At 71.0% G+C, this 23,538-nt stretch carries 20 protein-coding genes and 1 pseudogene; 11 read left to right on the forward strand and 10 right to left on the reverse strand.

From position 1 onward, the window contains the following. Nucleotides 1-63 precede the first annotated feature (63 nt). Together ACZ7MG_RS27785 and ACZ7MG_RS27790 are read right to left on the reverse strand one after the other, a co-directional pair. On the reverse strand, nt 64-741 hold the full coding sequence (locus ACZ7MG_RS27785; protein WP_086753674.1) for a potassium channel family protein: 678 nt from the start codon (nt 739-741) through the stop codon (nt 64-66). Beyond that, a complete protein-coding gene (locus tag ACZ7MG_RS27790) occupies nt 741-1,412 on the reverse strand; it encodes a potassium channel family protein (RefSeq protein WP_471384745.1) in 672 nt (223 codons plus the stop codon). The genes ACZ7MG_RS27785 and ACZ7MG_RS27790 overlap by 1 nt, the downstream gene beginning before the upstream one ends. A 431-nt stretch (nt 1,413-1,843) precedes the next feature. On the opposite strand from ACZ7MG_RS27790, the gene ACZ7MG_RS27795 reads away from it, so the two are divergent. The 6 genes from ACZ7MG_RS27795 (at nt 1,844) to ACZ7MG_RS27820 (ending at nt 10,294) form a co-directional block, all read left to right on the forward strand. Continuing rightward, entirely contained in the window at nt 1,844-3,913 is a 2,070-nt protein-coding gene (locus ACZ7MG_RS27795; RefSeq protein WP_471384743.1) for an APC family permease, read from the forward strand. A gap of 93 nt (nt 3,914-4,006) precedes the next feature. Then, on the forward strand, nt 4,007-5,335 hold the full coding sequence (locus ACZ7MG_RS27800; RefSeq protein ID WP_471384741.1) for a class I SAM-dependent RNA methyltransferase: 1,329 nt from the start codon (nt 4,007-4,009) through the stop codon (nt 5,333-5,335). A gap of 188 nt (nt 5,336-5,523) precedes the next feature. Continuing rightward, nucleotides 5,524-6,258 (forward strand): haloacid dehalogenase type II, encoded by a 735-nt coding sequence (locus ACZ7MG_RS27805; RefSeq protein WP_471384739.1) that lies wholly within the window; start codon nt 5,524-5,526, stop codon nt 6,256-6,258. A 156-nt stretch (nt 6,259-6,414) separates the two neighbouring features. Next, a complete protein-coding gene (locus ACZ7MG_RS27810) occupies nt 6,415-8,343 on the forward strand; it encodes a TerD family protein (RefSeq protein ID WP_471384737.1) in 1,929 nt (642 codons plus the stop codon). Nucleotides 8,344-8,450: 107 nt separating this feature from the next. After that, entirely contained in the window at nt 8,451-9,026 is a 576-nt protein-coding gene (locus ACZ7MG_RS27815) for an ArsR/SmtB family transcription factor (protein WP_471384735.1), read from the forward strand. After that, nucleotides 9,023-10,294, forward strand: coding sequence for an MFS transporter (locus tag ACZ7MG_RS27820; protein ID WP_471384732.1), 1,272 nt, complete (start codon nt 9,023-9,025; stop codon nt 10,292-10,294). Before ACZ7MG_RS27815 ends, ACZ7MG_RS27820 begins: the two co-directional genes overlap by 4 nt. A 6-nt stretch (nt 10,295-10,300) precedes the next feature. Here ACZ7MG_RS27820 and ACZ7MG_RS27825 read toward each other — a convergent pair whose 3' ends face one another. From ACZ7MG_RS27825 to modA, 3 genes are read right to left on the reverse strand one after another with little or no spacing between them, the layout of a single operon-like run. Then, nucleotides 10,301-11,428 (reverse strand): ABC transporter ATP-binding protein, encoded by a 1,128-nt coding sequence (locus ACZ7MG_RS27825; protein ID WP_471384729.1) that lies wholly within the window; start codon nt 11,426-11,428, stop codon nt 10,301-10,303. Next, on the reverse strand, nt 11,425-12,303 hold the full coding sequence (gene modB / locus ACZ7MG_RS27830) for a molybdate ABC transporter permease subunit (protein WP_471384726.1): 879 nt from the start codon (nt 12,301-12,303) through the stop codon (nt 11,425-11,427). Before modB ends, ACZ7MG_RS27825 begins: the two co-directional genes overlap by 4 nt. Further along, nucleotides 12,300-13,151, reverse strand: coding sequence for a molybdate ABC transporter substrate-binding protein (gene modA / locus ACZ7MG_RS27835; protein ID WP_471384724.1), 852 nt, complete (start codon nt 13,149-13,151; stop codon nt 12,300-12,302). The genes modB and modA overlap by 4 nt, the downstream gene beginning before the upstream one ends. A gap of 418 nt (nt 13,152-13,569) precedes the next feature. Between modA and ACZ7MG_RS27840 the strand changes: the two genes are divergently transcribed. From ACZ7MG_RS27840 to ACZ7MG_RS27855, 4 genes and pseudogenes are all read left to right on the forward strand, one after another. After that, complete coding sequence (locus tag ACZ7MG_RS27840) at nt 13,570-14,052, forward strand: molybdopterin-dependent oxidoreductase (protein ID WP_471384721.1); 483 nt, start codon at nt 13,570-13,572, stop codon at nt 14,050-14,052. A 99-nt stretch (nt 14,053-14,151) separates the two neighbouring features. Further along, nucleotides 14,152-14,598, forward strand: a complete 447-nt coding sequence (locus tag ACZ7MG_RS27845; protein ID WP_471384718.1) for a hypothetical protein — start codon at nt 14,152-14,154, stop codon at nt 14,596-14,598. Nucleotides 14,599-14,771: 173 nt separating this feature from the next. Continuing rightward, on the forward strand, nt 14,772-15,494 hold the full coding sequence (locus ACZ7MG_RS27850) for a dienelactone hydrolase family protein (RefSeq protein WP_471384715.1): 723 nt from the start codon (nt 14,772-14,774) through the stop codon (nt 15,492-15,494). A gap of 146 nt (nt 15,495-15,640) precedes the next feature. Beyond that, a pseudogene (locus tag ACZ7MG_RS27855) lies at nt 15,641-15,907 on the forward strand (two-component sensor histidine kinase); the annotation flags it as partial. Here the strand turns inward: ACZ7MG_RS27855 and ACZ7MG_RS27860 are convergent. The 5 genes from ACZ7MG_RS27860 to ACZ7MG_RS27880 form a co-directional block, all read right to left on the reverse strand. Continuing rightward, nucleotides 15,896-16,318, reverse strand: a complete 423-nt coding sequence (locus tag ACZ7MG_RS27860; RefSeq protein WP_471384708.1) for a hypothetical protein — start codon at nt 16,316-16,318, stop codon at nt 15,896-15,898. The pseudogene ACZ7MG_RS27855 and the gene ACZ7MG_RS27860 sit on opposite strands and share 12 nt — an antisense overlap. Beyond that, nucleotides 16,302-16,847, reverse strand: coding sequence for an RNA polymerase sigma factor (locus ACZ7MG_RS27865; protein ID WP_471384706.1), 546 nt, complete (start codon nt 16,845-16,847; stop codon nt 16,302-16,304). Before ACZ7MG_RS27865 ends, ACZ7MG_RS27860 begins: the two co-directional genes overlap by 17 nt. Continuing rightward, the gene (locus tag ACZ7MG_RS27870; protein ID WP_471384703.1) at nt 16,844-17,473 is read right to left on the reverse strand and encodes a class F sortase; all 630 of its coding nucleotides are present in this window, start codon (nt 17,471-17,473) and stop codon (nt 16,844-16,846) included. Before ACZ7MG_RS27870 ends, ACZ7MG_RS27865 begins: the two co-directional genes overlap by 4 nt. Then, the gene (locus ACZ7MG_RS27875; RefSeq protein ID WP_471384700.1) at nt 17,470-17,856 is read right to left on the reverse strand and encodes a sortase-dependent protein; all 387 of its coding nucleotides are present in this window, start codon (nt 17,854-17,856) and stop codon (nt 17,470-17,472) included. The genes ACZ7MG_RS27870 and ACZ7MG_RS27875 overlap by 4 nt, the downstream gene beginning before the upstream one ends. Before the next feature lie 225 nt (nt 17,857-18,081). Beyond that, entirely contained in the window at nt 18,082-22,305 is a 4,224-nt protein-coding gene (locus ACZ7MG_RS27880; RefSeq protein WP_471384698.1) for a molybdopterin-dependent oxidoreductase, read from the reverse strand. A gap of 377 nt (nt 22,306-22,682) precedes the next feature. Between ACZ7MG_RS27880 and ACZ7MG_RS27885 the strand changes: the two genes are divergently transcribed. Continuing rightward, nucleotides 22,683-23,072, forward strand: a complete 390-nt coding sequence (locus ACZ7MG_RS27885; protein ID WP_152174348.1) for a cell division protein SepF — start codon at nt 22,683-22,685, stop codon at nt 23,070-23,072. The last annotated feature ends 466 nt before the right edge of the window (nt 23,073-23,538 follow it).

Below are 23,538 nucleotides of genomic sequence, written 5' to 3' on the forward strand. Positions count from 1 at the left end.
AAGGCGACGAAGACTTGGGGCGCCCGGAGATTTCCGGGCGCCCCAAGCTCGTATCGGACCCCGCTAGCTCGTCGCGTCCTCGCGGCGTACCGACAGCAGGTCTTCCAGTTGCTCCTCGCGTGCCTGGGCGGCCACGAACAGGAGTTCGTCGCCTGCCTCCAGGGAGTCGTCCGAGGTGGGGGTGAGGACCCGGGTGCCGCGGATGATGGTGACCAGGGAGGTGTCCTCCGGCCACTCGACGTCGCCGACCTGGGTGCCGGCGAGGGCCGACTCGGGCGGCAGGGTCAGCTCGACCAGGTTGGCGTCGCCGTGGCTGAAGCGGAGCAGCCGGACCAGGTCGCCGACGCTGACGGCCTCCTCGACCAGGGCCGACATCAGCCGGGGGGTCGACACGGCCACGTCCACGCCCCAGGACTCGTTGAACAGCCACTCGTTCTTGGGGTTGTTGACGCGGGCGACGACGCGCGGAACGCCGTACTCCGTCTTCGCCAGCAGGGAGACGACCAGGTTGACCTTGTCGTCGCCGGTCGCGGCGATGACGACGTTGCAGCGCTGGAGCGCGGCCTCGTCCAGGGAAGTGATCTCGCAGGCGTCGGCGAGCAGCCACTCCGCCTGGGGGACGCGCTCGACCGAGATCGCGGTCGGCGCCTTGTCAATGAGAAGGACCTCGTGGCCGTTCTCCAGCAGTTCGCCCGCGATCGAGCGGCCGACCGCTCCGGCTCCGGCAATGGCGACCCTCATCAGTGACCGCCCTCTTCGTCGGGGCCCTCGGCGAAGGACGCCTCGACCTTCTCCACGTCGTCCGTGCGCATCATCACGTGCACGAGGTCGCCCTCCTGCAGCACCGTCTGGGAGGACGGCAGGATCGCCTCGCCCAGCCGGGTCAGGAAGGCCACGCGGACGCCGGTCTCCTCCTGCATCTTGCTGATCTTGTGGCCCACCCAGGCCGACGAGGCGTGCACCTCGGCGAGCTGGACGCCGCCGGTGGGGTCGCGCCACAGCGGCTCGGCCCCGGCGGGCAGCAGCCGGCGGAGCATCTGGTCGGCGGTCCAGCGGACCGTGGCGACGGTCGGGATGCCCAGGCGCTGGTAGACCTCGGCGCGGCGGGGGTCGTAGATCCGGGCCGCCACGTTCTCGATGCCGAACATCTCGCGGGCCACGCGGGCGGCGATGATGTTCGAGTTGTCGCCGCTGGAGACGGCGGCGAACGCGCCCGCCTCCTCGATGCCGGCCTCACGCAGGGTGTCGCGGTCGAAGCCGATCCCGGTGACGCGCCGGCCGCCGAATCCCGAGCCCAGACGACGGAAGGCCGTGGGGTCCTGGTCGATCACGGCGACCGTGTGCCCCTGTTGCTCGAGGGTCTGGGCGAGGGTGGAACCCACTCGCCCGCAGCCCATGATGACGATGTGCACGACCGTCCTTCCGGTGTCAATAGCTACTGTTCAGCCGAAACGTCGAAAACAGGGTCTCAGACCGTCGCCCAAGCTACACACGTGCGGTCCACCGGGGGCACCCCCGTGCAGGCCCGGGTCACATCGTGGGACGGCGTCGGCTGATCCGGCGGACGCTGACCCTCGTCAGGAAGCCGAGTCCGGCGAGGGAGGCGAGGGCGCCGATCAGCTCCGCGGTCGCGGCCTGCATGGGATCTCCAGGGAGTCGGGAGGCGTAGGGATTCGTCATCACGTCATACACGTCATACAGACGTGAGGACGCCGCCCATCAGACCGGAGGATGCGTGACGTGACGCACTTCGCAGTCACCGGCGGACGGATTTCACCCCGGGGCCCGCCGGGATTTCACCCGGATGTGCCCAGAACCAGTCGGGGCGCTTACGATCCTCTGCGTGTCCAAACTGACCGACGTGCCCAAACGGATTCTGATCGGGCGCGCTCTGCGCAGCGACCGGCTGGGCGAAACGCTCCTGCCGAAGCGCATCGCACTCCCCGTCTTCGCTTCCGACCCGCTCTCGTCCGTGGCGTACGCACCCGGCGAGGTGTTGCTGGTCCTCTCCATCGCGGGCGTGTCGGCCTACCACTTCAGCCCCTGGATCGCCGTCGCGGTCGTCGTACTGATGTTCACCGTGGTGGCGTCGTACCGGCAGAACGTGCACGCCTACCCCAGTGGCGGCGGCGACTACGAGGTGGCCAACACCAACCTCGGCCCCAAGGCCGGCCTCACCGTCGCCAGCGCGCTGCTCGTCGACTACGTCCTCACCGTCGCCGTGTCCATCTCCTCCGGAGTGGAGAACCTCGGCTCGGCCGTCCCCTTCTTCGTCGAGCACAAGGTGCTGTGCGCGATCGGCATCATCGTGCTGCTGACGCTGATGAACCTGCGCGGGGTGAAGGAGTCCGGGAAGCTCTTCGCGATTCCGACGTACGTCTTCGTCGTCGGTGTCTTCCTGATGATCGCCTGGGGCGCGTTCCGCGGTCTGGTCCTCGACGACACGATGCGGGCGCCCACCGCGGACCTGGAGATCAAGCCCGAGCACCAGGGCCTCGCCGGCTTCGCGCTGGTCTTCCTGCTGCTGCGCGCCTTCTCCTCCGGCTGTGCCGCGCTCACCGGCGTCGAGGCGATCTCCAACGGTGTCCCCGCCTTCCGCAAGCCCAAGTCGAAGAACGCGGCCACCACGCTCGCCGCGATGGGCCTGCTCGCCGTCACCATGTTCTGCGGCATCATCGGCCTGGCCATGGCCACCAAGGTGCGCATGGCCGAGAACCCGGCGGTCGACCTGGTGCGCGACGGCACCCCGGTCGGCGACTCCTATGTCCAGAACCCGGTGATCTCGCAGGTCGCGGCGGCCGTCTTCGGCGACGGCACGTTCTTCTTCGTGGTGCTGGCCGCGGCCACCGCGCTGGTGCTGTTCCTGGCCGCCAACACGGCGTACAACGGCTTCCCGCTGCTCGGCTCGATCCTCGCCCAGGACCGCTACCTCCCGCGCCAGCTGCACACCCGCGGCGACCGCCTCGCCTTCTCCAACGGCATCGTGCTCCTCGCGGGCGCCGCGGTGCTCCTGGTGTGGATCTACGGCGCCGACTCCACCCGTCTCATCCAGCTGTACATCGTGGGCGTGTTCGTCTCCTTCACGCTCAGCCAGACCGGCATGGTCCGGCACTGGAACCGCCATCTGCGCACCGAGAAGGACCCGGCCAAGCGCCGCCACATGGTCCGCTCCCGTGCGATCAACACCTTCGGCGCGTTCTTCACCGGCCTGGTCCTGATCGTCGTCCTCGTCACCAAGTTCACCCACGGCGCCTGGGTCGCCCTGCTCGGCATGGTGATCTTCTACGCGACGATGACGGCCATCCGTAAGCACTACGACCGGGTCGCCGCGGAGATCGCCGCGCCGGACGGCCCGAGCGACGACGTCGTACGGCCGTCGCGGGTCCACTCCGTCGTGCTGATCTCCCGGATCCACCGCCCCACCCTGCGGGCCCTCGCCTACGCCAAGCTGATGCGCTCCCACACCCTGGAGGCGCTCAGCGTCAACGTCGACCCGGCCGAGACCAAGGCGCTCCAGGAGGAGTGGACCCGGCGCGGCATCGACGTCCCGCTGAAGGTCCTCGACTCGCCGTACCGCGAGGTCACCCGGCCGGTCATCGAGTACGTCAAGGGGCTGCGCAAGGAGTCCCCGCGCGACGCGGTGTCGGTGATCATCCCGGAGTACGTGGTCGGTCACTGGTACGAGCAACTGCTGCACAACCAGAGCGCGCTCCGGCTCAAGGGCCGGCTGCTCTTCACGCCGGGTGTGATGGTGACCTCCGTGCCCTACCAGCTGGAGTCCTCCGAGGTCGCCAAGCGGCGGGCGGGCAAGCGGCAGGAGTGGAGCGCGCCGGGGTCGGTACGGCGCGGTCCGGCGCAGGACCGGCCGAAGGAGCGGGAGTCGGCCAAGGAGTCGTCGGCCCGCAAGAGCTGAACGCGCGTGGTCAACGGCCGGACGGCACCCACGTAGACTGGTGGGCTGTTGTCCGGCCGTTTCGCATTCCCTCTCTTCTGGAGTCACCCCACCATGCAGGCAGAACCGAAGAAATCGCTGGTGGGGGAGGAGTACGAGGTCGAGGTCGGCCCCGTCGCCCACGGCGGCCACTGCATCGCGCGGACGTCCGAGGGCCAGGTCCTCTTCGTCCGGCACGCCCTGCCCGGCGAGCGGGTCGTGGCGCGGGTGACCGACGGTGAGGAGGGCGCGCGCTTCCTGCGGGCGGACGCGGTGTCGGTGCTGTCGGCCTCCAAGGACCGCGTCGAGGCCCCCTGCCCCTACGCCGGCCCCGGCCTGTGCGGCGGCTGCGACTGGCAGCACGCCAAGCCGGGGGCGCAGCGCCGTTTCAAGGGCGAGGTGATCGCCGAGCAGCTGGAGCGGCTCGCGGGCCTCACGCCCGAGGAGGCGGGCTGGGACGGCACCGTGATGCCGGCCGAGGGGGACAAGCTTCCGGCGGGCGAGGTCCCGGCGTGGCGGACGCGGGTGCAGTACGCCGTGGACGAGTCGGGCCGGGCCGGTCTGCGACGCCACCGCTCGCACGAGGTCGAGCCGATCGACCACTGCATGATCGCGGCGCCGGGCGTGTCCGAACTGGGCATCGAGAAGCGGGACTGGACGGGGATGGCGTCGATCGACGCGATCGCGGCGACGGGGTCGCAGGACCGCCAGGTGATCCTGGAGCCCCGGCCCGGGGCGCGGCTGCCGATCGTGGAGCTCGACAAGCCGGTGTCGGTGATGCGGGTCGAGGAGAAGGACGGGGGCGTGCACCGCGTGCATGGCCGCCCCTTCGTGCGCGAGCGCGCGGACGACCGTACGTACCGGGTCGGCAGCGGTGGTTTCTGGCAGGTCCACCCCAAGGCCGCCGACACCCTCGTCAAGGCCGTCATGCAGGGGCTGCTGCCGCGCAAGGGCGACATGGCGCTCGACCTCTACTGCGGGGTGGGGTTGTTCGCGGGCGCCCTCGCCGATCGCGTCGGTGACAAGGGCGCGGTTCTCGGCATCGAGTCCGGCAAGCGCGCCGTCGAGGACGCACGGCACAACCTCGCCGGCTTCGAGCGCGTCCGCATCGAACAGGGCAAGGTCGAGGCGGTGCTTCCGCGTACGGGGATCTCGGAGGTCGACCTGATCGTCCTCGACCCGCCCCGCGCGGGCGCCGGCCGCAAGACCGTCCAGCACCTCTCCTCCCTGAGCGCCCGCCGCATCGCCTACGTGGCCTGCGATCCCGCTGCGCTCGCGCGGGATCTGGGGTACTTCCGGGAGGGCGGGTATCGGGTGCGGATGCTGCGGGCGTTCGATCTGTTTCCGATGACGCATCATGTGGAGTGCGTGGCGATTTTGGAGCCGGTGGGGAAGGGTTCCTGAGCTGGGGTTTTGCGTGTGTGCTGCGTGGGGGTTCGAACGCCATTGGTGGATCGTGGGCGGAGCCACGTAGCGTCTGTCGGGGCGTCGTTCTCCGGTCGGGCTGGGTGGTTCGGGAATCGGAGTGGTTTTCCGCTGTGTTCGGTCAGCAGTGACGCTTACGCCTCTGCTTCGTTCAGGAGACCTCTTCCATGTCAGAGCTGGAGATCGACGCGGTCGTGTTCGATGTGCTCGGCACGCTCGTCGACGAACCCGCCGGTATTCGCGCCGGTATTCGTGAACTCGACCCGTCGCTCGACGATGCCAGGGTCGAAGAGCTTTTGGCGCTGTGGCAGCAGTTCATCGGCCGCGAGCAACGTCGGATAGTCGGCGGTGGCCGGCCCTACCTGGCGAGCGACAGGCTCGACCTGGAAGCCGCCCGGCTCGTCGCCGATGCCGTCGGAGTCGACGATCCGGCCGCCGTAGCGGCGCTGGCCCTGTCAGGTCGCAGGCTTCCGCCGTGGTCTGACACCGTGACAGGGCTCGCCCGGATCGCCGAGCGGTTCCCGCTGATCGGTCTCTCCAACGCGAGCCGGACGGCGCTGTTGGGACTCAACGCCCACGCCGGGCTGCGCTGGCATCAGGCACTGTCCGCCGAAGACGCCCTGGCCTACAAGCCGGACCCAGCGGTCTATCAGCTGGCCGTCACCGTTTCCGGACGGCCGCCGGAGCGGCTGTTGATGGTCGCCGCCCATGCCTGGGATCTGCGCGGAGCACGGAACGTCGGCCTGCGCACCGCCTACGTCGCCCGCCCCGTCGGTGATCCGCCCACCTCTTCGGATGAGTTCGACCTGCACGCCGACGATTTGGCCGACCTCGCCGACCAACTCGACCATGCCTGTGGGGATGTGGTCGGCCGGTCATCGGCTGAGACGGAGTCGGATTGAGGATTGGGGATTGACGGGAGGGTGACGGTGCCGGCTGCTGGCCGTCTGTGACGAATTCACCACGAAAGGCGTCCAGGCCGTGCGAAAATCCCACCCGTTCGATCATCGCTGCGGAGAGGGTGTGCCGCCCGCCGCAACTGGGGGAGGGGACCTCGTATGGCCCTGCTGTCGTCAAGTCCGCCGTGGCCCACCCTTCCCGACTACTTCCACGACTGGGCGCTCGTGGATGTGGAGACCTCCGGACTGAGACCCGGGCGGGACCGTGTGCTGTCTCTCGCCATCCTTACTTTGGACGCGCACGGTAATCAGACGGGGGAGTTCTCCACTCTCCTCAACCCGGGCTGCGATCCCGGGCCGGTGCACATTCACGGTCTGACCTCGGCACGTCTCGCGGGTGCGCCTGTCTTTGAGGAGATCGCGCCGCAGGTGGGAGCGTTGCTCAGCAGTCGTGTTCTTGTTGCGCACAACGCGCAGTTCGACTATGACTTCCTGGCCCACGAGTTCGCCGGTGTCCGTTCCTGGGTTCCGGTCAGTCGGCGGTTGTGCACGCTGGCCCTCAACCGCCTCGTCGGGCCCGCGACGCCGGATCTCACACTGGGTACGCTCGCCGCGCACTACGGTGTGCCGCAGGAGCGGGCCCACGATGCGAGGGACGACGTGCGGGTGCTCTCCGGCATTCTGCGCGGCTCGTTGGGCGCGGCCGAGCAACTGGGCCTGTCGCTGCCCCTCCTGGCCTGCCCGCCCCGGCAGGACTACAAGCCGTACGTTCCCAAGGTGCCCTGCGCCTACCGCAATCCGGGCCGTCTGGAGCCCGGTGGGCCTCTGGTGCAGGGCATGAAGGTCGCCATCACAGGGGAGACCGGAATCTCCCGTGAGGAACTCGTCGCCCGCTCCGTGGAGGCCGGGCTGAACATGATGACCTCGGTCAGTGGACTGACCAGCGCCCTCGTCACGAACGACCCCGGCGCCGGATCCGGGAAGCTGCGCCGCGCCGAGGCCGAGGGCGTCCCTCTCGTGGACGAACCGACCTACCTGCGGCTACTGGAGAGCGTGAGGCCTGGCCAGGCCAAGGGCGCGGCCCGGCAGCCTCGCGCGGCCGAGGCGACGGCGACGGCGACGGCGTCAGCGCCAGCGACGGCGACGGCGACAGTGCTGGCGTCGGCCTCGGCCTCGGCAACTACCGTGCAGTGCGAACCCGTACCGAGTGTCCCGGCACCGCGCGCGGCCACGCGGGCCGCACCCACCGCCGGTGCGGACCAACCGCTCTCCGAGCACCGGGTTCTGGTCCTCGGGGGCACACACGAGGCTGCCGTAGAAGCACGCGCCCGTGCCGTCGCGCTGGGTGCCTCCGCGGCCGTCAATCTCTCGGCCAGTGTGACCGACGTCGTCCTGCTGTCCGGCGGTGAAGCAGACAGACGTATGGGCCGCATCGCCGCCCTCGCGCTCCCCGTTCACGACTCCGACTGGCTTCTCGCACCCACGGTGACGCCGACGCCGACGCCGAAGCCCCATTTCCCGCAGGCTTCGGCTCGCCTCGTGGTCGGGTGCCGGCCGGAGGCGGCAGAGGTCATGGTCCGAGGCGCCGTCATCGATCTGCCCTCGACGGGGACGGGCTGGACGGTTTCCTCGACATGGCGTCAGCAGACCGTGACCGACGTGGATGTCGTCGCCTTCACGGTCGACGCGGGGGAACAGGTCAGAGGAGACGAGGACTTCGTCTTCTACGGCGCGCCCGAGCATCCGGACGGTACCGTGCGGCTCGCCACCGACGGTCCGACGGAGCAGGCGGTCACCACCGACCTGGAGCGTCTGCCCCTGGAGATCCACAGGGTCGTCATCGCCGCCGCGATCGACGGGGCCGCGACCTTCTCCGACGTCGGTGCCATCGAGATCACGGTCACCCGCGGGATCGGTGCGGCCCTGACCGCCCGGGCCACCCTCGACGCCGCCACCACCGAACGCACCATGATTCTCGCCGAGTTCTACCGCAGGGGAGAGGGCTGGCGGCTGCGCGCCGTCGGGCAGGGCTACGACCATGGCCTGGCCGATCTCGCTCGCGGCTATGGCGTCGATGTGGCCGGATGAGCGACGGATCTGCTTCAGGCGGGCCGGGCCCTCGATGAGAGGTCGAACTCCGGCAGGGGCGTGCGCGGGGTATTGAGAAGAAGTCTTTGCATAGATATCTTCTCGTCATGGCTGACCTGCGACCGCGCTCGCTGTCCGACATCGACGCACTCAAGGCTCTCGCTCACCCGCTGCGCCAGCGACTGGTGACGTGGCTTCAGCGCCAGGGTCCGGCCACGTCCGCCGACCTGGCCGCCGAGTTCGGTGAGGACCGCGGCGCGACCAGCTATCACCTGCGGCAACTGGCCCGGTTCGGGTTCATCGAAGAGGACACGGAGCGTTCGGCCGGGCGTCGGAAGTACTGGCGTTCCATCCCGCAGGACGTGCGGTTGCCGCGCCGGTCGACGGAACCCGAGGTTGCTGTCGTCGCCGAGGAGATCGGCCGGCAGTGGAGGGAGCGTGCCGATCGTGACCTGACTGCCTATCTGTCCGACAGAGAGGCGTTCGGCGAGTTCGCGGCCGGGGCCATGCACTCCTTCGGCAACACCGTGCTCACCGCCGAGGAACTGGCCGAGTTCGGTGAGGAGTACGTCGCCTTCCTCAAACGCTGGCACCGGGAACCCGGTCAGGCGTCCCCCGGAAGCCGGCACATCTCCGTGGTGTTCCACGCGTTTCCCACCCCGCAGGGCGGGGACGCGGCGTGACCGCCCCGACCACCCCGACCGCCCCGACCATCGAAGGATCGGCCGAACAGCCCTCGTTATGGCGCAATCGCGAGTTCGTCGCTCTGTGGAGCGGTCAGGTCGTCTCGACCCTGGGCGCCCAGATCAGCGGGACGGCCATGCCGCTGCTCGTGCTCGCGACCACCGGATCGCCCTCCGACGCCGGGATCGTCGGAGCCGCCGGCACGCTCCCCTTCCTCGTCGCACACCTGCCGGCCGGAACGCTGGTGGACCGGTGGAACCGCCGCAAGATCCTGCTGATCAGCGAACTCGTCGCGGGACTGGCACTCTTCACCGTCCCGATCGCCCTGTGGTGGGGCGAACTCACGGTCGCGCACCTTGCCGTGATCGCCTTCGTGCAGGGACTGTGCTTCGTCTTCTTCGGGCTGGCCGAACGCGCCGCGCTCCCGAAGATCGTCCCCGTCGCGCTCCTGTCCACCGCGGTGGCCCACAACGAGGCTAGGAGCCGCGGTGCGGCTCTGGCCGGCCCTCCCCTGGGCGGCATGCTCTTCGGTATCGACCGCGCGATGCCGTTCCTGGCCGACGCGGTCTCCTACGTGGTCGCCTCCCTCGTGCTGCTGACCATCCGACGTGACCTGCAGAATCGGCCGAAGCCTCCGTCGGAGCCTCTGGGGAAGGCGACCACCGCGGGTTTGCGCTGGGTCTGGCGTCACCCCCTCATCCGCGCGGCGATCCTGTTGATCGCCGTCAGCAACCTGCTCTTCCACGCCCTCGTCCTGATCCTGGTCGTCCTCGCCCAGCGCCAAGGCGCCACGGCCACCACCATCGGGATGATGCTCGGCATCTACAGCGGTGGTGGACTGATCGGCGCACTCGCGGCAAGCAGACTCCATCGGCACTTCAAGCCCAAGACCGTGATCGTCGGCGTCAATTGGATCTGGGCCGCGCTGCTGCCGCTGTTCGCGCTTGCGCCGAGCCCGCTGCTGATAGGTGTCATCGGCGCTGCCGGCGCGTTCATCGGACCGTTGTGGAACGTGGTGATCGTCACCTACATGACCGCCCTGGTTCCCGACGAGCTTCTGGGGCGGGTCACCAGCGCGGCCATGACCCTGTCCTGGGGGGTCATGCCGCTGGGCTCCCTCGGTGCCGGATACCTGCTCACCACCGTCGGACCGAGCGGCTCCGTGTGCGTGCTGGCCGCGGTGATGCTTGCCACCGCGGTCATCGCCACCGTCAGCCCGGCCGTCCGTCGTGCCCCGCCGATCCCCGTGCACGACAGGCCCGTCTGACCACTTTCAGGCGGGATAGGCGTGGGTCTGGGTCGCCTTTACCGTTGCCCAGGTCTCCGCGCCGGGGTGGAGTTCGAGTTCGGCGGCGGCGACCGTGGTCAGGTCGGCGGCGAGGGGCAGTTCTCCTGTGAGGTCGGCGCGGATCTGGTCGCCGTGGGTTTCCAGGCCCGCGACCCGGAGGTGCCAGAGGTTGCGGGCGCTGGAGCCGGTGGGCCGGTCGCGGTGGAGGGTGACGGCGCTCGGTGGGAAGGTGACGAAGACCGGCCCGGTGAGGTCCTCGGTGGTGGTGATCGTCGGCCCGGCGTCGAGCCGTACGGCATGGCCTTTGGCCCGCCCCTTGTAGAGGTTCAGGCCAACCAGGTGCGCGATGTAGTCCGTACGCGGATGGCGGGCGATGTCGCCCGGGGTGCCCTCCTGCACCGCCTGGCCGTCCTCGATGACGACGAGCCGGTCCGCCAGGACCATTGCGTCCAGCGGGTCGTGCGTGACCAGGACCGCGACGGCCTCGAAGTCGGCGAGGTGACGCCGAAGTTGGGCCCGCACGTCGAGGCGGGTGCGGGCGTCGAGCGCGGCGAGGGGTTCGTCGAGGAGGAGCAGACGGGGGTGGGTGGCGAGGGCGCGGGCCAGGGCGACGCGCTGGGCCTGGCCTCCGGAGAGCCGGCGGGGCTTGGCGCCCGCGTGCTCGGCGAGGCCCATCCGCTCCAGCCACTCGGCGGCCTGCGCCCGTGCCTCCGCCTTGGTGGCGCCGTGGCAGCGGGGGCCGAACGCCACGTTGTCCAGGGCGGACAGGTGGGGGAAGAGGAGGTAGTCCTGGAAGACGACGCCTACCGGGCGGGACTCGGGCGGCATGCGCTCCAACTCCCTGCCGTCCAGGCGCAGATGCCCGTCGGTCAGGGGGACGAGGCCGGCCAGGGCGCGCAGGGCGGTGGTCTTGCCGGCGCCGTTGGGGCCGAGGAGGGCGACGACGTCTCCGGGGGCGGCGCGCAGCGCGACGTCGAGCCGGAAGCCGCCTCGCTCGACGACGAGGTGGGCGTCCAGTCCCTCGTCGTCCCGGCGCTGTGCCGCGGCGACGGTGTTGTCGTACGCGCTGTTGTGTGCGGTGTTGTCGTACGTGGTCTTCTCGGCGTCGGTCATGAGGCGGTCATCCAGCGGTCACGCAGCCCCGCGAGGACCGCGACGGACACGGCCAGCAGGACGAGGCTGAGGGCGATGGCCGCTTCGGGGTCGCTCTGGAGGGCGAGGTAGACGGCCAGCGGCATGGTCTGGGTACGGCCGGGGAAGTTGCCGGCGAAGGTGATCGTCGCACCGAACTCGCCCAGTGCCCGCGCCCAGGCGAGCACGGCACCGGCGGCGATGCCGGGGGCGATGAGGGGGAGGGTGACCCGGCGGAACGCGGTGAACCGGGAGGCGCCGAGGGTTGCGGCGGCCTCCTCGAAGCGCGGGTCGGCGGCGCGCAGGGTGCCCTCGACGCTGATGACCAGGAAGGGCATCGCGACGAACGCCTCCGCGACCACGACGCCCGCCGTGGTGAACGGGAGTGTGATCCCGAACCAGGAGTCCAGCCACTGGCCGACGATGCCGTTGCGGCCGAGTGCCATCAGCAGGGCCACACCGCCGACCACCGGCGGCAGCACCAGCGGCAGGGTGACCAGGGCCCGGACGAGGCCGCGGCCGGGGAACTCGACACGGGCCAGCAGCCAGGCCAGCGGCACCCCGATGACCAGGCTCACCGCGGTGGCGGCGGTGGCGCAGACCAGGGACAGCTGGAGCGCCTGCCACACCTCGGCGCTGGTCAGCAGGTCGGGCAGGCTCCGCCACGGGGCCCGTACGAGCAGCGCGACCAGCGGCACGATCAGGAACGCCAGGCCGATCAGCGCGGGGAGGAGCAGCGGTACGGGAACGGCGCTGCGGCGACGTGCGAGGACCGTCCGCCCGTGTCGGTGCCGGCGCCGTGGTCCGCCCGTCACGGTGTCGGACGCGGCGCCGGACCGGTCGGTCGGACGGGTCACGGCTTGAGGAATCCGGCTTCGGTGAGGACCTTCTGGCCGTCGGCGGAGGTGACGAGGTCGATGAAGGCCTTGGCGGCGTCGGTGTTGGGGGCGTCCTTGAGGAGGGTGATGGGGTAGTCGTTGACGGCGTCGGCGGACTCGGGGAAGTCCACGCCCTCGACCTTGTCGCCGGCGGCCTTCACATCGGTCTTGTAGACGACGGCGGCGTCGGCCTCCTTCAGTTCGACCTTGGTCAGGGCGCTCTTGACGTCCTGTTCGTAGGAGACGGGCGTGAGCTTCAACTTGCTCGCGTCGAGGGCCTTCTGCGCGGCGGCGCCGCACGGCACCTCCTTGTCGCACAGGACGACCTTGAGGTCGGAGTTCGTGAGGTCCTTCAGGGAGGCGATCTTGTCGGGGTTGCCCGGCAGGGTCGCGATCTCCAACTGGTTGCGGACGAAGGTGGCGGGCGTCCCGGACGCGTCCCCGGCGTCCGTCACGATCGCCATCGTCTTGGGGCTGGCGGAGGCGAACACGTCCGCCGGGGCGCCGCCGGTGATGCTCGCGGCCAGGGAGTCGCTGCCACCGAAGTTGAAGGTGACCTTCGTGCCCGGGTTGGCCTCCTCGAACTGCTTGCCCAGCGCCGTGAAGCTCTCCTTCAGGGAGGCGGCGGCGAAGACGGTGACGGTGCCGGACAGCTTCTCCGACGAGGAGGAATCGGACGAGGAGGAATCGGACGAGGAGGTGTCGGACTTCGCGGACGAGGAGTCGTCGGAGGAGCAGGCGGTCAGGGCCAGCAGCGCGGCGGCGCTCACACCGGTCACCTGGAGCATGCGGTGGGCACGGCGGGTCCGACGCGCAGGACGGGTCATCACGGGGCTACTCCTTCTCGGGTTCATCTCAAGGTCTTTCGACGACCACAGGGGGCGACTTGATCACTGCGATCGCGGGCACACCGGGCTCCAGCGCCAGTTCCCCGACCGGCTCCCGGCTCGGTGACGGTGACGGTGCCGGAGAGGCGGTTGCGCGCCGAGGAGCCGGGGTTCTCCCGCTCCGTGCGGTGCGCCTGCCGGGCGTGGGCCGCCGGCGCGGCTCCGGGAATGAGCTGACGCCCACCAGGGTGGCCGCTTCACCGATCCGGTAGGTGTGCATACGCTGAGCATACTTCCGCAAATGCCAGGCGTAACCACCCTGTCTGTTCGCACCAGCCCGGTTGCTGTTGAGGAGGGGTGGTATATGCGTTTGTACAGTCGGTCGGCTCGGGTACGGTCATCCGGGAGGTGGTAGCCCGTGAGTCAGTCCCTCGCAGCCGCCGGTACGGCCGCTGTCCCGATGGCGGAAGTCGATCTCTCCGGTGACCTGGGCCGACCGTCCCGGCTGACGGTGCCCGACCTTCTGGCCTGGCCCCAGCAGGCGGCGGCGGTCAGTTTCGAGTGCGCGACCCGTGGCATCCAGCACCACCGCTTCACCGGTCCGCTCCTGCACGACGTGCTGTCGGCGGCCGAGCCCGGCTTCGATCCCGGCCGGCGCAGGGACCGTCTGCGCTTCCTGATCGCCGTCACCGGGGCGGACGGGCACCACGCCCTGCTGTCCTGGGCGGAGATCGATCCCGACTTCGGGCGGGCGCCCGTTCTGCTCGCCGTCACGATCGACGACAACCCGCTCGACCGCGCGGGCCCGCAGCTCGTCCTGCCGCAGGACCGCTGCGGCGCCCGGCACATCAGCGGGATCAACACGATCCGCGTGGACGGCGGTTACTCCGCGTGGACGTGACGACGCGGCGATCACGGGCCCTGAGGTGCGGGCGGGGGCGTGGCGACGGTCACACCTGAGCGCGTGTCACATGTGGGGGCGGGGCGCGGTCCTATGGGCATGGGAAAGATCGTGACCCGACGGGTGCTTCTCGGTGTTCTGGTTCTGGCGTGCCTGGGGCATGTGTGGGCCTACTTCGCGCCCGAGCTCTGGTACGAGACGTTTCCGCACATCGGCCGGCCCTGGCAGCCGCGCCTCGGTCCGTACAACGAGCACCTGGTCACGGACATGTCCGCGCTGTACATGGCGCTCTTGGTCGTGACAGCCGCGGCGTGGCGGTTCGCCGACAGCGACCGGTACGTCATCACGGTCGGCGCGGGCTGGCTCGTCTTCTGCGTCTTCCATCTGCTCTACCACCTGCGGCATTTGAGCATGTTCACCTCGGGTGAGCGCTTCGCGCTCGTGGGCCTGCTGTCCTCGTTGACGCTGGTGTCCGCCGCACTGCTGGCACCGTCGCCCACCGGGAAGGCGGGGTCGCGTTCCCCGCGGGTCCGAAGCCCTCGATAAAACCCGTTGGCCGACGACGGCGGCCGCTGTTAGGTTTTCGGCGGCCGTGCGAGAGAACGAGGAGGTGGTACCCGTGAACGCTGTATCGACATGGGTGCTCCCCTCCGGGGTCACGGTCGGGCGATAGGTCGTCCGGGAGCGCCGTTCGCGCGTACTCCCGAAAGGGCACGACCATGCTTTTCACTTCCGAGCAGCGCCTCGACGACGGCGTCCTCGAACGCGAATTCACCCTCGGCGAGATCCCCGGCACCCTGTGGACGCCCGAGTCCGCCGCACCGGTCCCGCTGATCCTCATGGCCCACAACAACGGTCTGCCGAAGGGTGAGGCCCGGCTGGTGGCCCGGGCCCGGCTCTCCGCGTCGTACGGCTACGCGGTGGCCACCATCGACGCCGCCGGGTGCGGCGACCGGCCCCGTTCCGCCGCCGACGAGCGGGCCCGCGCCGACCTCCGCCGCGCGATGCGGGCCGGTGAGCCCGTCGACGAGATCTTCGAGTCCCTCGTCGGCCCGCTGGTCGAGAACGCGGTTCCGGACTGGCGGACCACCCTGGACGCCCTCCTCGCGCTGCCCGAAATCGGCGGCCCGGTCGGGTACTCGGGGTGGATGGCCCTCGGCATCCGCCTCGCCGTGACCGAACCGCGCATCGCGGCCGCCGGCTTCTTCGCCGGGGGATACGTCCCCCGCGCCCAGCGCGAGGAGGCCCGGCGGGTCACCGTTCCGCTGCTGCTCCTGCTGCAGTGGGACGACGAAGGGAACCCCCGGCAGCGGGCCCTGGACCTCTTCGACGCCTTCGGCGCCAAGGAGAAGACGCTGCACGCCAATCCGGGCGGCCACACCGGCACGCCGTGGTTCGAGGGGGAGGACGGGAACCGGTTCTTCGGCCGCCACTTGAGGTGAGGCCGGGCGGTGTGGGCCGGCGGTGGGCGGTACCGGTCTGACGGGGTGGTGCGAGGGCGTGGGCGCCTGGGTTCGGGGGCAAGCCCCTTGATCGGATGAGGGGGTCTGGGCCAGGGGCATCCCTGGCCCATGCCCGGGACACCGGGGAGGCGCACATCGCCGAGCAGCGCAGGTTCGCGGCCAACGCACGCACGGGTTGCGCACTCCGCCGGGGATGTCGCAGGCCCTTCTCGACGTGGCCCGTGCCGCTCCGGAACGCGACACCGGCGAACTCGTCGCCCGTCTCCACGCCGTCAACACCCGGGCGATCGACCTCACCGAGGCGCTCCTTCCCCCGGGAGAGCGTCGACCTGTCCCTCCTGGCGGAAGAAGCCACCGAGACACTCCTCATCGCCGTGGAACTACCCGGGCTCGACGGACCGGCTCGGGGTCGCCGACGGGGCGGTGGTCCCGGTGGCGGACTCGGTGGGTGGGGCCGAAGGGACGGGGCTCGGGGGCTGTTCGGTGGGCGGCGGGGTGGCAGAGGTGCGGGACGGTGCCGGAGTGGGGGAGGTGCTGGTCGCGGGGGGCGGGGCCAGAGGGACCGAGGGGGAGGCCGGTGCGTCGTTCCTCGCGAAGTGCAGGGGGAGGGCGATCAGGGCCACGGTCGCGCAGGCCGCGGCGGCTCCGGCCGCGGCCCGGACCAGGCGGCGGCGGGTGGCCGTACGGCGGATCGCCTCGTAGCGGCCGGGAGGCGGGCCGAGACGGTCGGCGGGGGGACGCAGGAGGACGGTGAGAGGGTCGTCGGGCTCGAAGTCCGGGCCCTCGTCAGGGCGTGTGATCAAGGCTTCTCCTCAGATGGGCGCGGAGCAGTTCGCGGGCCGCGTGAAGGTCGGCCTTGACGGTTCCTTCCTTCCGTCCGGTCAGCTCGGACACCTCCCGGATCGGCATGTCAGCGTAGTAGTGCAGCAGGATCGGCACGCGCAGCCGTTCCGGCAGCGACTGCACGAGCATGCGGACCGAGGGGTCGGCCTGTTCGGTGTGGGACGCCCCCGGGTGGACGACCGCCTCGGTGGTGGCCCGGCGCATCGCCCTGCGCTCGCGTTCGAGCTTGCGCCAGTGGTCCCGTACGAGGTTGGCCGCGGTGACGTAGAGGAAACCGTGCGGCTCCGCCACGGACGTCCACCGGGCCCAGAGCCGGGTGAACGCCTCCGACGCGATCTCGTGCGCCGTCTCGTCGTCGTCGACCAGGCGACGGCACCAGCCGGCGAGGCGCGGATAGAGGACGGCGAACAGTTCGGACGCGGCCTCCTCACGGGTTCCATGGGTTCCATGGGTTCCATGGGATCCTCGGGATCGACGGGACCGTTTCAACGTTCCCCGTTCCGCTCGGAGTTCAGTGTCGCGAAGACGATCACGTTGTCGCGGTACTCGTCGCCCGTGCGGGGGCCGCCGCAGGTGATGAGACGCAGCGCGGGGCGGTCCACGTTGCCGTAGACCTCGTCCGCCGGGAAGTCGGCCTTGGCGACCGTCCGTACGGAGTCGACGGTGAACTCCGGTGTCGTGCCGTTCTCCAGGCGCGCCTCGATCGTCTCGCCCCGCCGCAGCCGGGCGAGACGGCGGAAGACCCCGTCCCCGTACGTGCCGACCGTGACATGGCCCAGGATCACCGACGGGCCGGTCTGCCCCGGGGTCGGTGAGTGCTCGTACCAGCCCGCCCGGTCGTGCGCCGTGACCGGCGGCACCTCCACGGTGCCGTCCGGCGCCAGCCCCAACCGGATGACCGGGGTGTCGACCCCGATGGCCGGGATCAGCAGCCTCACCGGCACCGAACGCCCGATGGGGCGGGCGGCGTCGGTGGTGGACGGCCCGGACGGGGACGGGGATCCGTCGCCCCCGGAAGACGCGGTCGTGGCACGGTCGGTGCGGCTGCCCTCGCAGCCCACGAGCAGCGAGGCCGCCGCCGCGGTGGCGAAGGCGCGCCGGGAGAGTGACGTCACGCCTGGTTCGCCCGCCTGCGGCGTACGAGTACGACGGCCGCGCCCCCGCCGAGGAGCAGGGCACCGGCGCCGGTGCCGGCCAGGACACCCGTGCTGCCCGAGCCCTCGGACTCCGGCGTCGCGCCGGTGTCGGGGGCGCCGCTGGGGACGACCGAGACCTGGCTCGGTACCGGGCTCGCGTCGCCCTGCTCCGGGGTCCTGGTCGGTTCGGCCTCGGACGGCGGCTCCGCGGGCGGGGGCGTGGAGGACGGGACCGGGCTCGGTGCCGCGGACGCCTGCTGCGGTACGGCCGTCGGGCTGGTGTCGTCCGCGAACGCGGGCAGCGCGGTGGCCAGTACGGCGGTGAAGGCGAGTGCCGTGGCACTGAGGACGGTACGGCGCATGAGTCGCTCTCTCTCGTCGGTTCCCCGGACCGCCCGGCCGGTGGCCCGGCACGCGGCGGCATCACATATCGAGCGGAGAGACGAGACAGCGGGGGAACGCGCTGTAAAGAGATGGCAAAGTCGACGGGCGTCCTCTGGAAGTCGGCGGGCGACCTCTGAAACTCGACGGGTGGCCTCTGGAAGTCGACGGGTGGCTCTGAGGGGTGGCCTCTGAGAGACGGGCGCTCAGTACACGTCCCGCACGTACCGCTTCTCCGTCGACAGTTGCTTCACGTACGCGGCGGCCTCGCCCTCCGTCATGCCGCCGTGGGTGACCGCGATGTCCCGCAGGGCCTGGTCGACGTCCTTCGCCATGCGGGACGCGTCGCCGCAGACGTAGAAGCGGGCGCCGTCCTGGAGCCAGTGCCACAGCTCGGGGCCGTGCTCGCGCATCCGGTCCTGGACGTACACCTTGGCGCGCTGGTCACGGGAGAACGCGGTGTCCAGCCGGCTGAGGACGCCGGTGTCCCGCAGGGCGGTCAGCTCCTCCTCGTAGTAGAAGTCCGTCGCCCGGTGCTGCTCTCCGAAGAACAGCCAGTTGGGCGCCCGGTGGCCGAGGGCCAGCCGCTCCTGGAGGAAGCCGATGAAGGGGGCGACGCCCGTGCCCGGGCCGACCATGATCATGGGGGTGGCCGGGTCCGCCGGGGGCCGGAAGTGCGGCGAGCGCTGGACGAAGACCGGCACCTCCAGGCCTTCCTCGCCGTCCGCGAGGAAGGGGGAGCAGACCCCGCCGCGCGGGCGCCCGCGCAGGTTCTCGTACCGCACGACCGACACCGTCAGCGAGACGTGGTGCGGGTCGACGAGCGGGCTCGACGAGATGGAGTACAGCCGGGGCTGGAGCCGTTTGAACACGCCGGTCCACTCCTGCGCGGAGGCCCGCACGGCGAACTCGGCCACCACGTCCACGGCTTGGCGTCCCCACGACCACTGGGCCAGCCCGTCCTTGTTGTCCGGGCGCGTCAGCTTCTTCAACTCCCGGTTGTCCCGCGTCCGTTCGGCGGTGAAGCGGAGCAGGTCCGAGGTGATCCGGGTGACATCGAGATGCCGGTGCAGCGCCTCGGCGAACGGCACCTCGCCCACCCCGTTGACCTCGACGGGGGCCGAGCCGTCCAGACCGGTCACCGCCAGCCACTCCGTCACCAGATCGGGGGAGTTGACCGGCCGTACGCCGAGCGCGTCGCCCGCCTCGTACGACAGTCCCGTCCCGGTGGTGTCGAAGGTGAACCGGCGTACCTCCTTGCCCGCCCCGGGCAGGCTGAGCAGCCGGTTGCCGACCAGCCGGGCGGCGGCGGGGGCCGGCTTGGGGGAGCGGGGTTTCACCGCCGGGACCGCGACGGGGGCTGTGCCCGTGACCCTGCCCGTCTCTCCGTCCCTCCCCGCCTCCCCGTCCCTGTCCGCGTCCCCTTCCGCGTCCCCTTCCGTGTCCGTGCCGAGCGCGGTGATGACCTGGCCCAGCCAGGCGTCCGCCGACGGTTCGTAGTCCGGTTCGCAGTCCGTGCGCGGGGCCAGGCGTATCGCGCCCAGCTCGTCGAGGCGGGCGTCCAGGCGGCGGCCGTGCCCGCAGAAGTCGTCGTAGGAGGAGTCGCCGAAGGCCAGCACGGCGTAGCGCACGCCGTCCAGGCGGGGGGCCTCCTGGTGGGAGAGCGCGTCCCAGAAACCGGAGCCGTTGTCGGGTGCGTCGCCGTCCCCGAAGGTGCTGGTGATCAGCAACAGGTCGGCCCCGAGCGGCAGTCGGTCCGGCGCGGCCTCGTCCATCCCGACGAGCGTCGCCCGGTGTCCGGCGGCCCCCAGATGCTCGGCGGCGGCCGTCGCGAACTCCTCCGCCGTGCCGGTCTGCGAGGCCCACAGCACGACGACCTCCCGTCCGGCGCTCTCCCGTCCGGCGGGCTCGGCGACGGCGGGTGCCGCGCTCGGGGCCGCCGACCGCGAGTACATCCCGGCGAGCACGCCGTTCACCCACGTCGCGTGCTCAGGACTGAAGGGCGCGTCCACCGGCAGCACCGGTACGCCCTGCACACCCGAACCGAGCCCGGCGAGGAAGCCGGTGAGATACCGGCGCTCCTGGGCGGAGAGGACGGGCGGGGGAGCGGGCTCCAGCCCGAGGGCGGCCATCGCGGCACCGGACGTGACCGATCCGGCCCCGCTCCGCACCATTTCAGCCTGTGACGGGACAGGCAATGACGGGACAGCCTGTGACGGCACGGGCAGGGAGGGTACGGGCAGGGACGGGGCGGTTGGGGGCGGCGGGGGCGAGGCCACCTTGGCCAGCCCCACCGCGCACACCTTCAACTCCGGCTGGAACGACAGCGGATCCACCGCGTCACTCGTCACCGCGTTGATGCTCAGGTACTCGCCGAACAGGTCGTTCCAGTGGAAGGGCGCGAACACGCACCCGGGCATCACCCGGTCCGACACCACCGCCGGGAGCACGGCCCGCCCCCGCCGGGACGCGACCTCCACGGAGTCCCCGTCCTGGACGCCCAGTTCACGCGCGTCCTCGGGATGGATCTCCACGAACGGCCCGGGATTCAGCCGGTTGAGCTTGGCGACCCGGCCCGTCTTGGTCAGTGTGTGCCACTGGTGCTGCAGCCGCCCGGTGTTGAGCACGTACGGATAGTCGTCGTCCGGCATCTCGGCGGCCGACAGATGCGGCCGGGCATGGAAGACGGCCCGCCCGCTGGCGGTGGGGAAGAGAAGCCCCCCGTCCGCCCCGGCCCCGGCGTACCGGATCGGATTCCGCGCCGGCCCGTCCTCGGAGGCCGCCGGCCACTGCACCGGCTCCGACCGCAGCCGGTCGTACGTCACGCCCCGCAGATCCCACCCGGTCTTCGGGTTCCAGGCCCGCTTGATCTCCTCGAAGACCTGTTCGGCGCTGTCGTAGGAGAAGCCCTTCTCGAAGCCCATCTCCCGTGCGACGGCCGCGATGAGCCGCCAGTCGGCCATCGCCTCGCCGGGCGGGTCGGCGGCGGGGGCGGCGAGCGTCAGGTTCCGCTCGCTGTTGATGAGGACGCCCTCGGACTCGGTCCACAGCGCGCCCGGCAGGACGACATCGGCGTACGCGTTGGTCTCGGTGTCCGCGAAGACGTCCTGGGCGACGACGAACTCGGCGGCCTCCAGCCCCTCGATCACCGTCTTGCGGTTGGCGACCGAGGCGACCGGGTTGGTGCAGATGATCCAGCAGGCCTTGATCTCCCCGTCGGCCATCTTCTGGAACATCTCGACCGTGCCCTTGCCGACCCCGTCCTTGCGCAGGCTGTCCGGGGCCAGCTCCCACAACTCCTCGACGAACGCCCGCTCCTCGTCGACGAGCACGGACCGCTGGCCGGGCAACCCCGGTCCCATGTATCCCATCTCGCGTCCGCCCATGGCGTTGGGCTGTCCGGTGAGCGAGAAGGGGCCGCTGCCCGGACGGCAGATTGCGCCGGTCGCCAGATGGAGATTGACGAGCGCGTTGGTGTTCCAGGTGCCGTGCGTGGACTGGTTGAGGCCCATGGTCCAGCAGCTCGTCCACTCGGCGGCCTCGCCGATCAGCCGGGCGGCCTCCCGGATGTCGTCCGCCGGGATGCCGGTGAGGTCGGCGACGGCGTCCGGCGCGTACTCGGCGAGGAAGTCGGGCATCGCCTCCCAGCCCTCGGTGTGGGCGGCGATGAAGGCGGGGTCGGTGTGCCCGTTCGTGTGCAGCAGATGCAGAAGCCCGTTGAGGAGGGCGAGGTCCGTACCCGGATGTATCTGGAGGAAAAGATCGGCCTTCTCGGCCGTCGCCGTCCGCCGAGGATCGACGACGATCAGTTTCGCGCCCGCCTTGACCCGGTCCATCATCCGGAGGAACAGAATCGGATGGCAGTCGGCCATGTTCGAACCGATGACGAGGAAGACGTCCGCCTGGTCCAGGTCCTCGTACGAGCCGGGCGGCCCGTCGGCGCCCAGCGACAGCTTGTAGCCCGTGCCCGCACTCGCCATGCAGAGCCGGGAGTTGGACTCGATCTGGTTGGTGCGGATGAAGCCCTTGGCCAGCTTGTTCGCCAGGTACTGGGCCTCCAGGCTCATCTGGCCGGAGACATAGAAGGCGAACGCGTCCGGTCCGTGCTCGTCGATGATCGCGCGCAGCCGCCGGGCGGTCTCGGCGATCGCGTCCGCGACGGGGGCGGGGGCCGGTTCGTCGCCCCGGTCGTCCCGGACGAGGGCGGTGGTGAGACGGCCGGGCGCGGCCAGCATGTCGGCGGTGGTCGCGCCCTTGGTGCACAGGCGGCCGAAGTTCGCCGGGTGGGACTTGTCGCCGGACGCCCGCAGGACCGTGCGCCGGCCGTCGGGGCCCATCCCGACGTCCAGGAGCATGCCGCAGCCGACACCGCAGTACGAGCACACGGTCCGCACCTGGGTCGTGGTGCCCTGCGGGCCCTGTGCGGCCACGGGCGGCCCCTCTCTGTCGGCGTCCGGGGTCTCCGGTCGGTCGTGCCGGCGGTCGTCCGGAGGGCTGTGCCTCGTCCGGTACGGCCGCCGGTCACCGTCTGGTACGGCGGCCGGTCGGCTTCCGCTCAGCCTCCGGGGCACGGCCCGGCAGGTCCGATCGTACGAATTGCCCGTTACGCCTGTGTCACATGACCTGATCATGGAGCGTTACGCCCGCCACACACGGCGGCGCAAGGGGCTGTGAGGGCGGGTTCCGGCCGTTGTGCGGGACGGCGGAGTCGCGGTCCGTGTCGCTGTTGGGCCGAACGGGTGACCATGCGTAAGAATTGGCTGATGCAGTCATTCAGTGCGAGCCAGGGGGGAGGCCGGTGAACAGGGTGAACAGCCACGATGTCACCGACGAACAGTGGGAGGGGCTCGCCCAGGTCGTGCCGCTGCGGGGCCGGGACGCCTGGCCGTCCGCGGTCGGCCACCGGACCATACCCGAAGCGGAGACCGAGGCCCGGCGGCGCTTCGTGGTGCTGCGCGTCAACGTCTTCGCGGACGCCCGTGACGTGGCGGAAACGCTGATGGCGGGCATCCCGGTCCTGCTCGACCTCTCCGGCGCGGAGACCGACACCGCCAAGCGCGTCCTCGACTTCAGCACAGGGGTGGTTTTCGGCCTAGCCAGCGGAATGCACCGCGTGGACCGAAACGTGTTCCTTCTCACGCCCCCGGGAACCGAGGTCCGGGGGCTGATGGAGGGCGCGGGGGTTCCCGGGGTGTGACGGGCGGCACGGGGTGGCACGGGCGGGCTGGGAGCGGCGCCCGCCGCGGACCACGACGCGAGCCGCCGCGCACGGCGTGCCCGCTGACGCGGCACGAATGTTCGGACCTGCGCGACGCGGGAGCCCGGGCCTGCGGGGTGTGAGGGCTTCGGTTCCTGAGGGTGCGGTGCGGGTGCCCGGACGCGTGGGGTGTGAGGGCTTCGGTCCCCGAGGGTGCGTGCGGGTGTCCGGATGCGTGGGGTGTGAGGCTTCGGCCTCCGAGGGTGCGGCGCGGGTGTCCGGATGCGTGGGGTGTGGCGCGGGTGCCCGGACGCGTGGAGCGCGGGGGCGGGGGCGGGGGCGGGTGCCGCTGTCGTGAAGGGCTCGGCGACGCGTACGCGGCTGGGGGTGCCGCCGGATGTCCCGGCCTGGGAGGCGGTGAGGCCGGGTGCTCGCGCTTTCTGAGGGCGACGCTCGGCTCGCATGC

This window comes from Streptomyces sp. NPDC107538 (assembly GCF_055657445.1).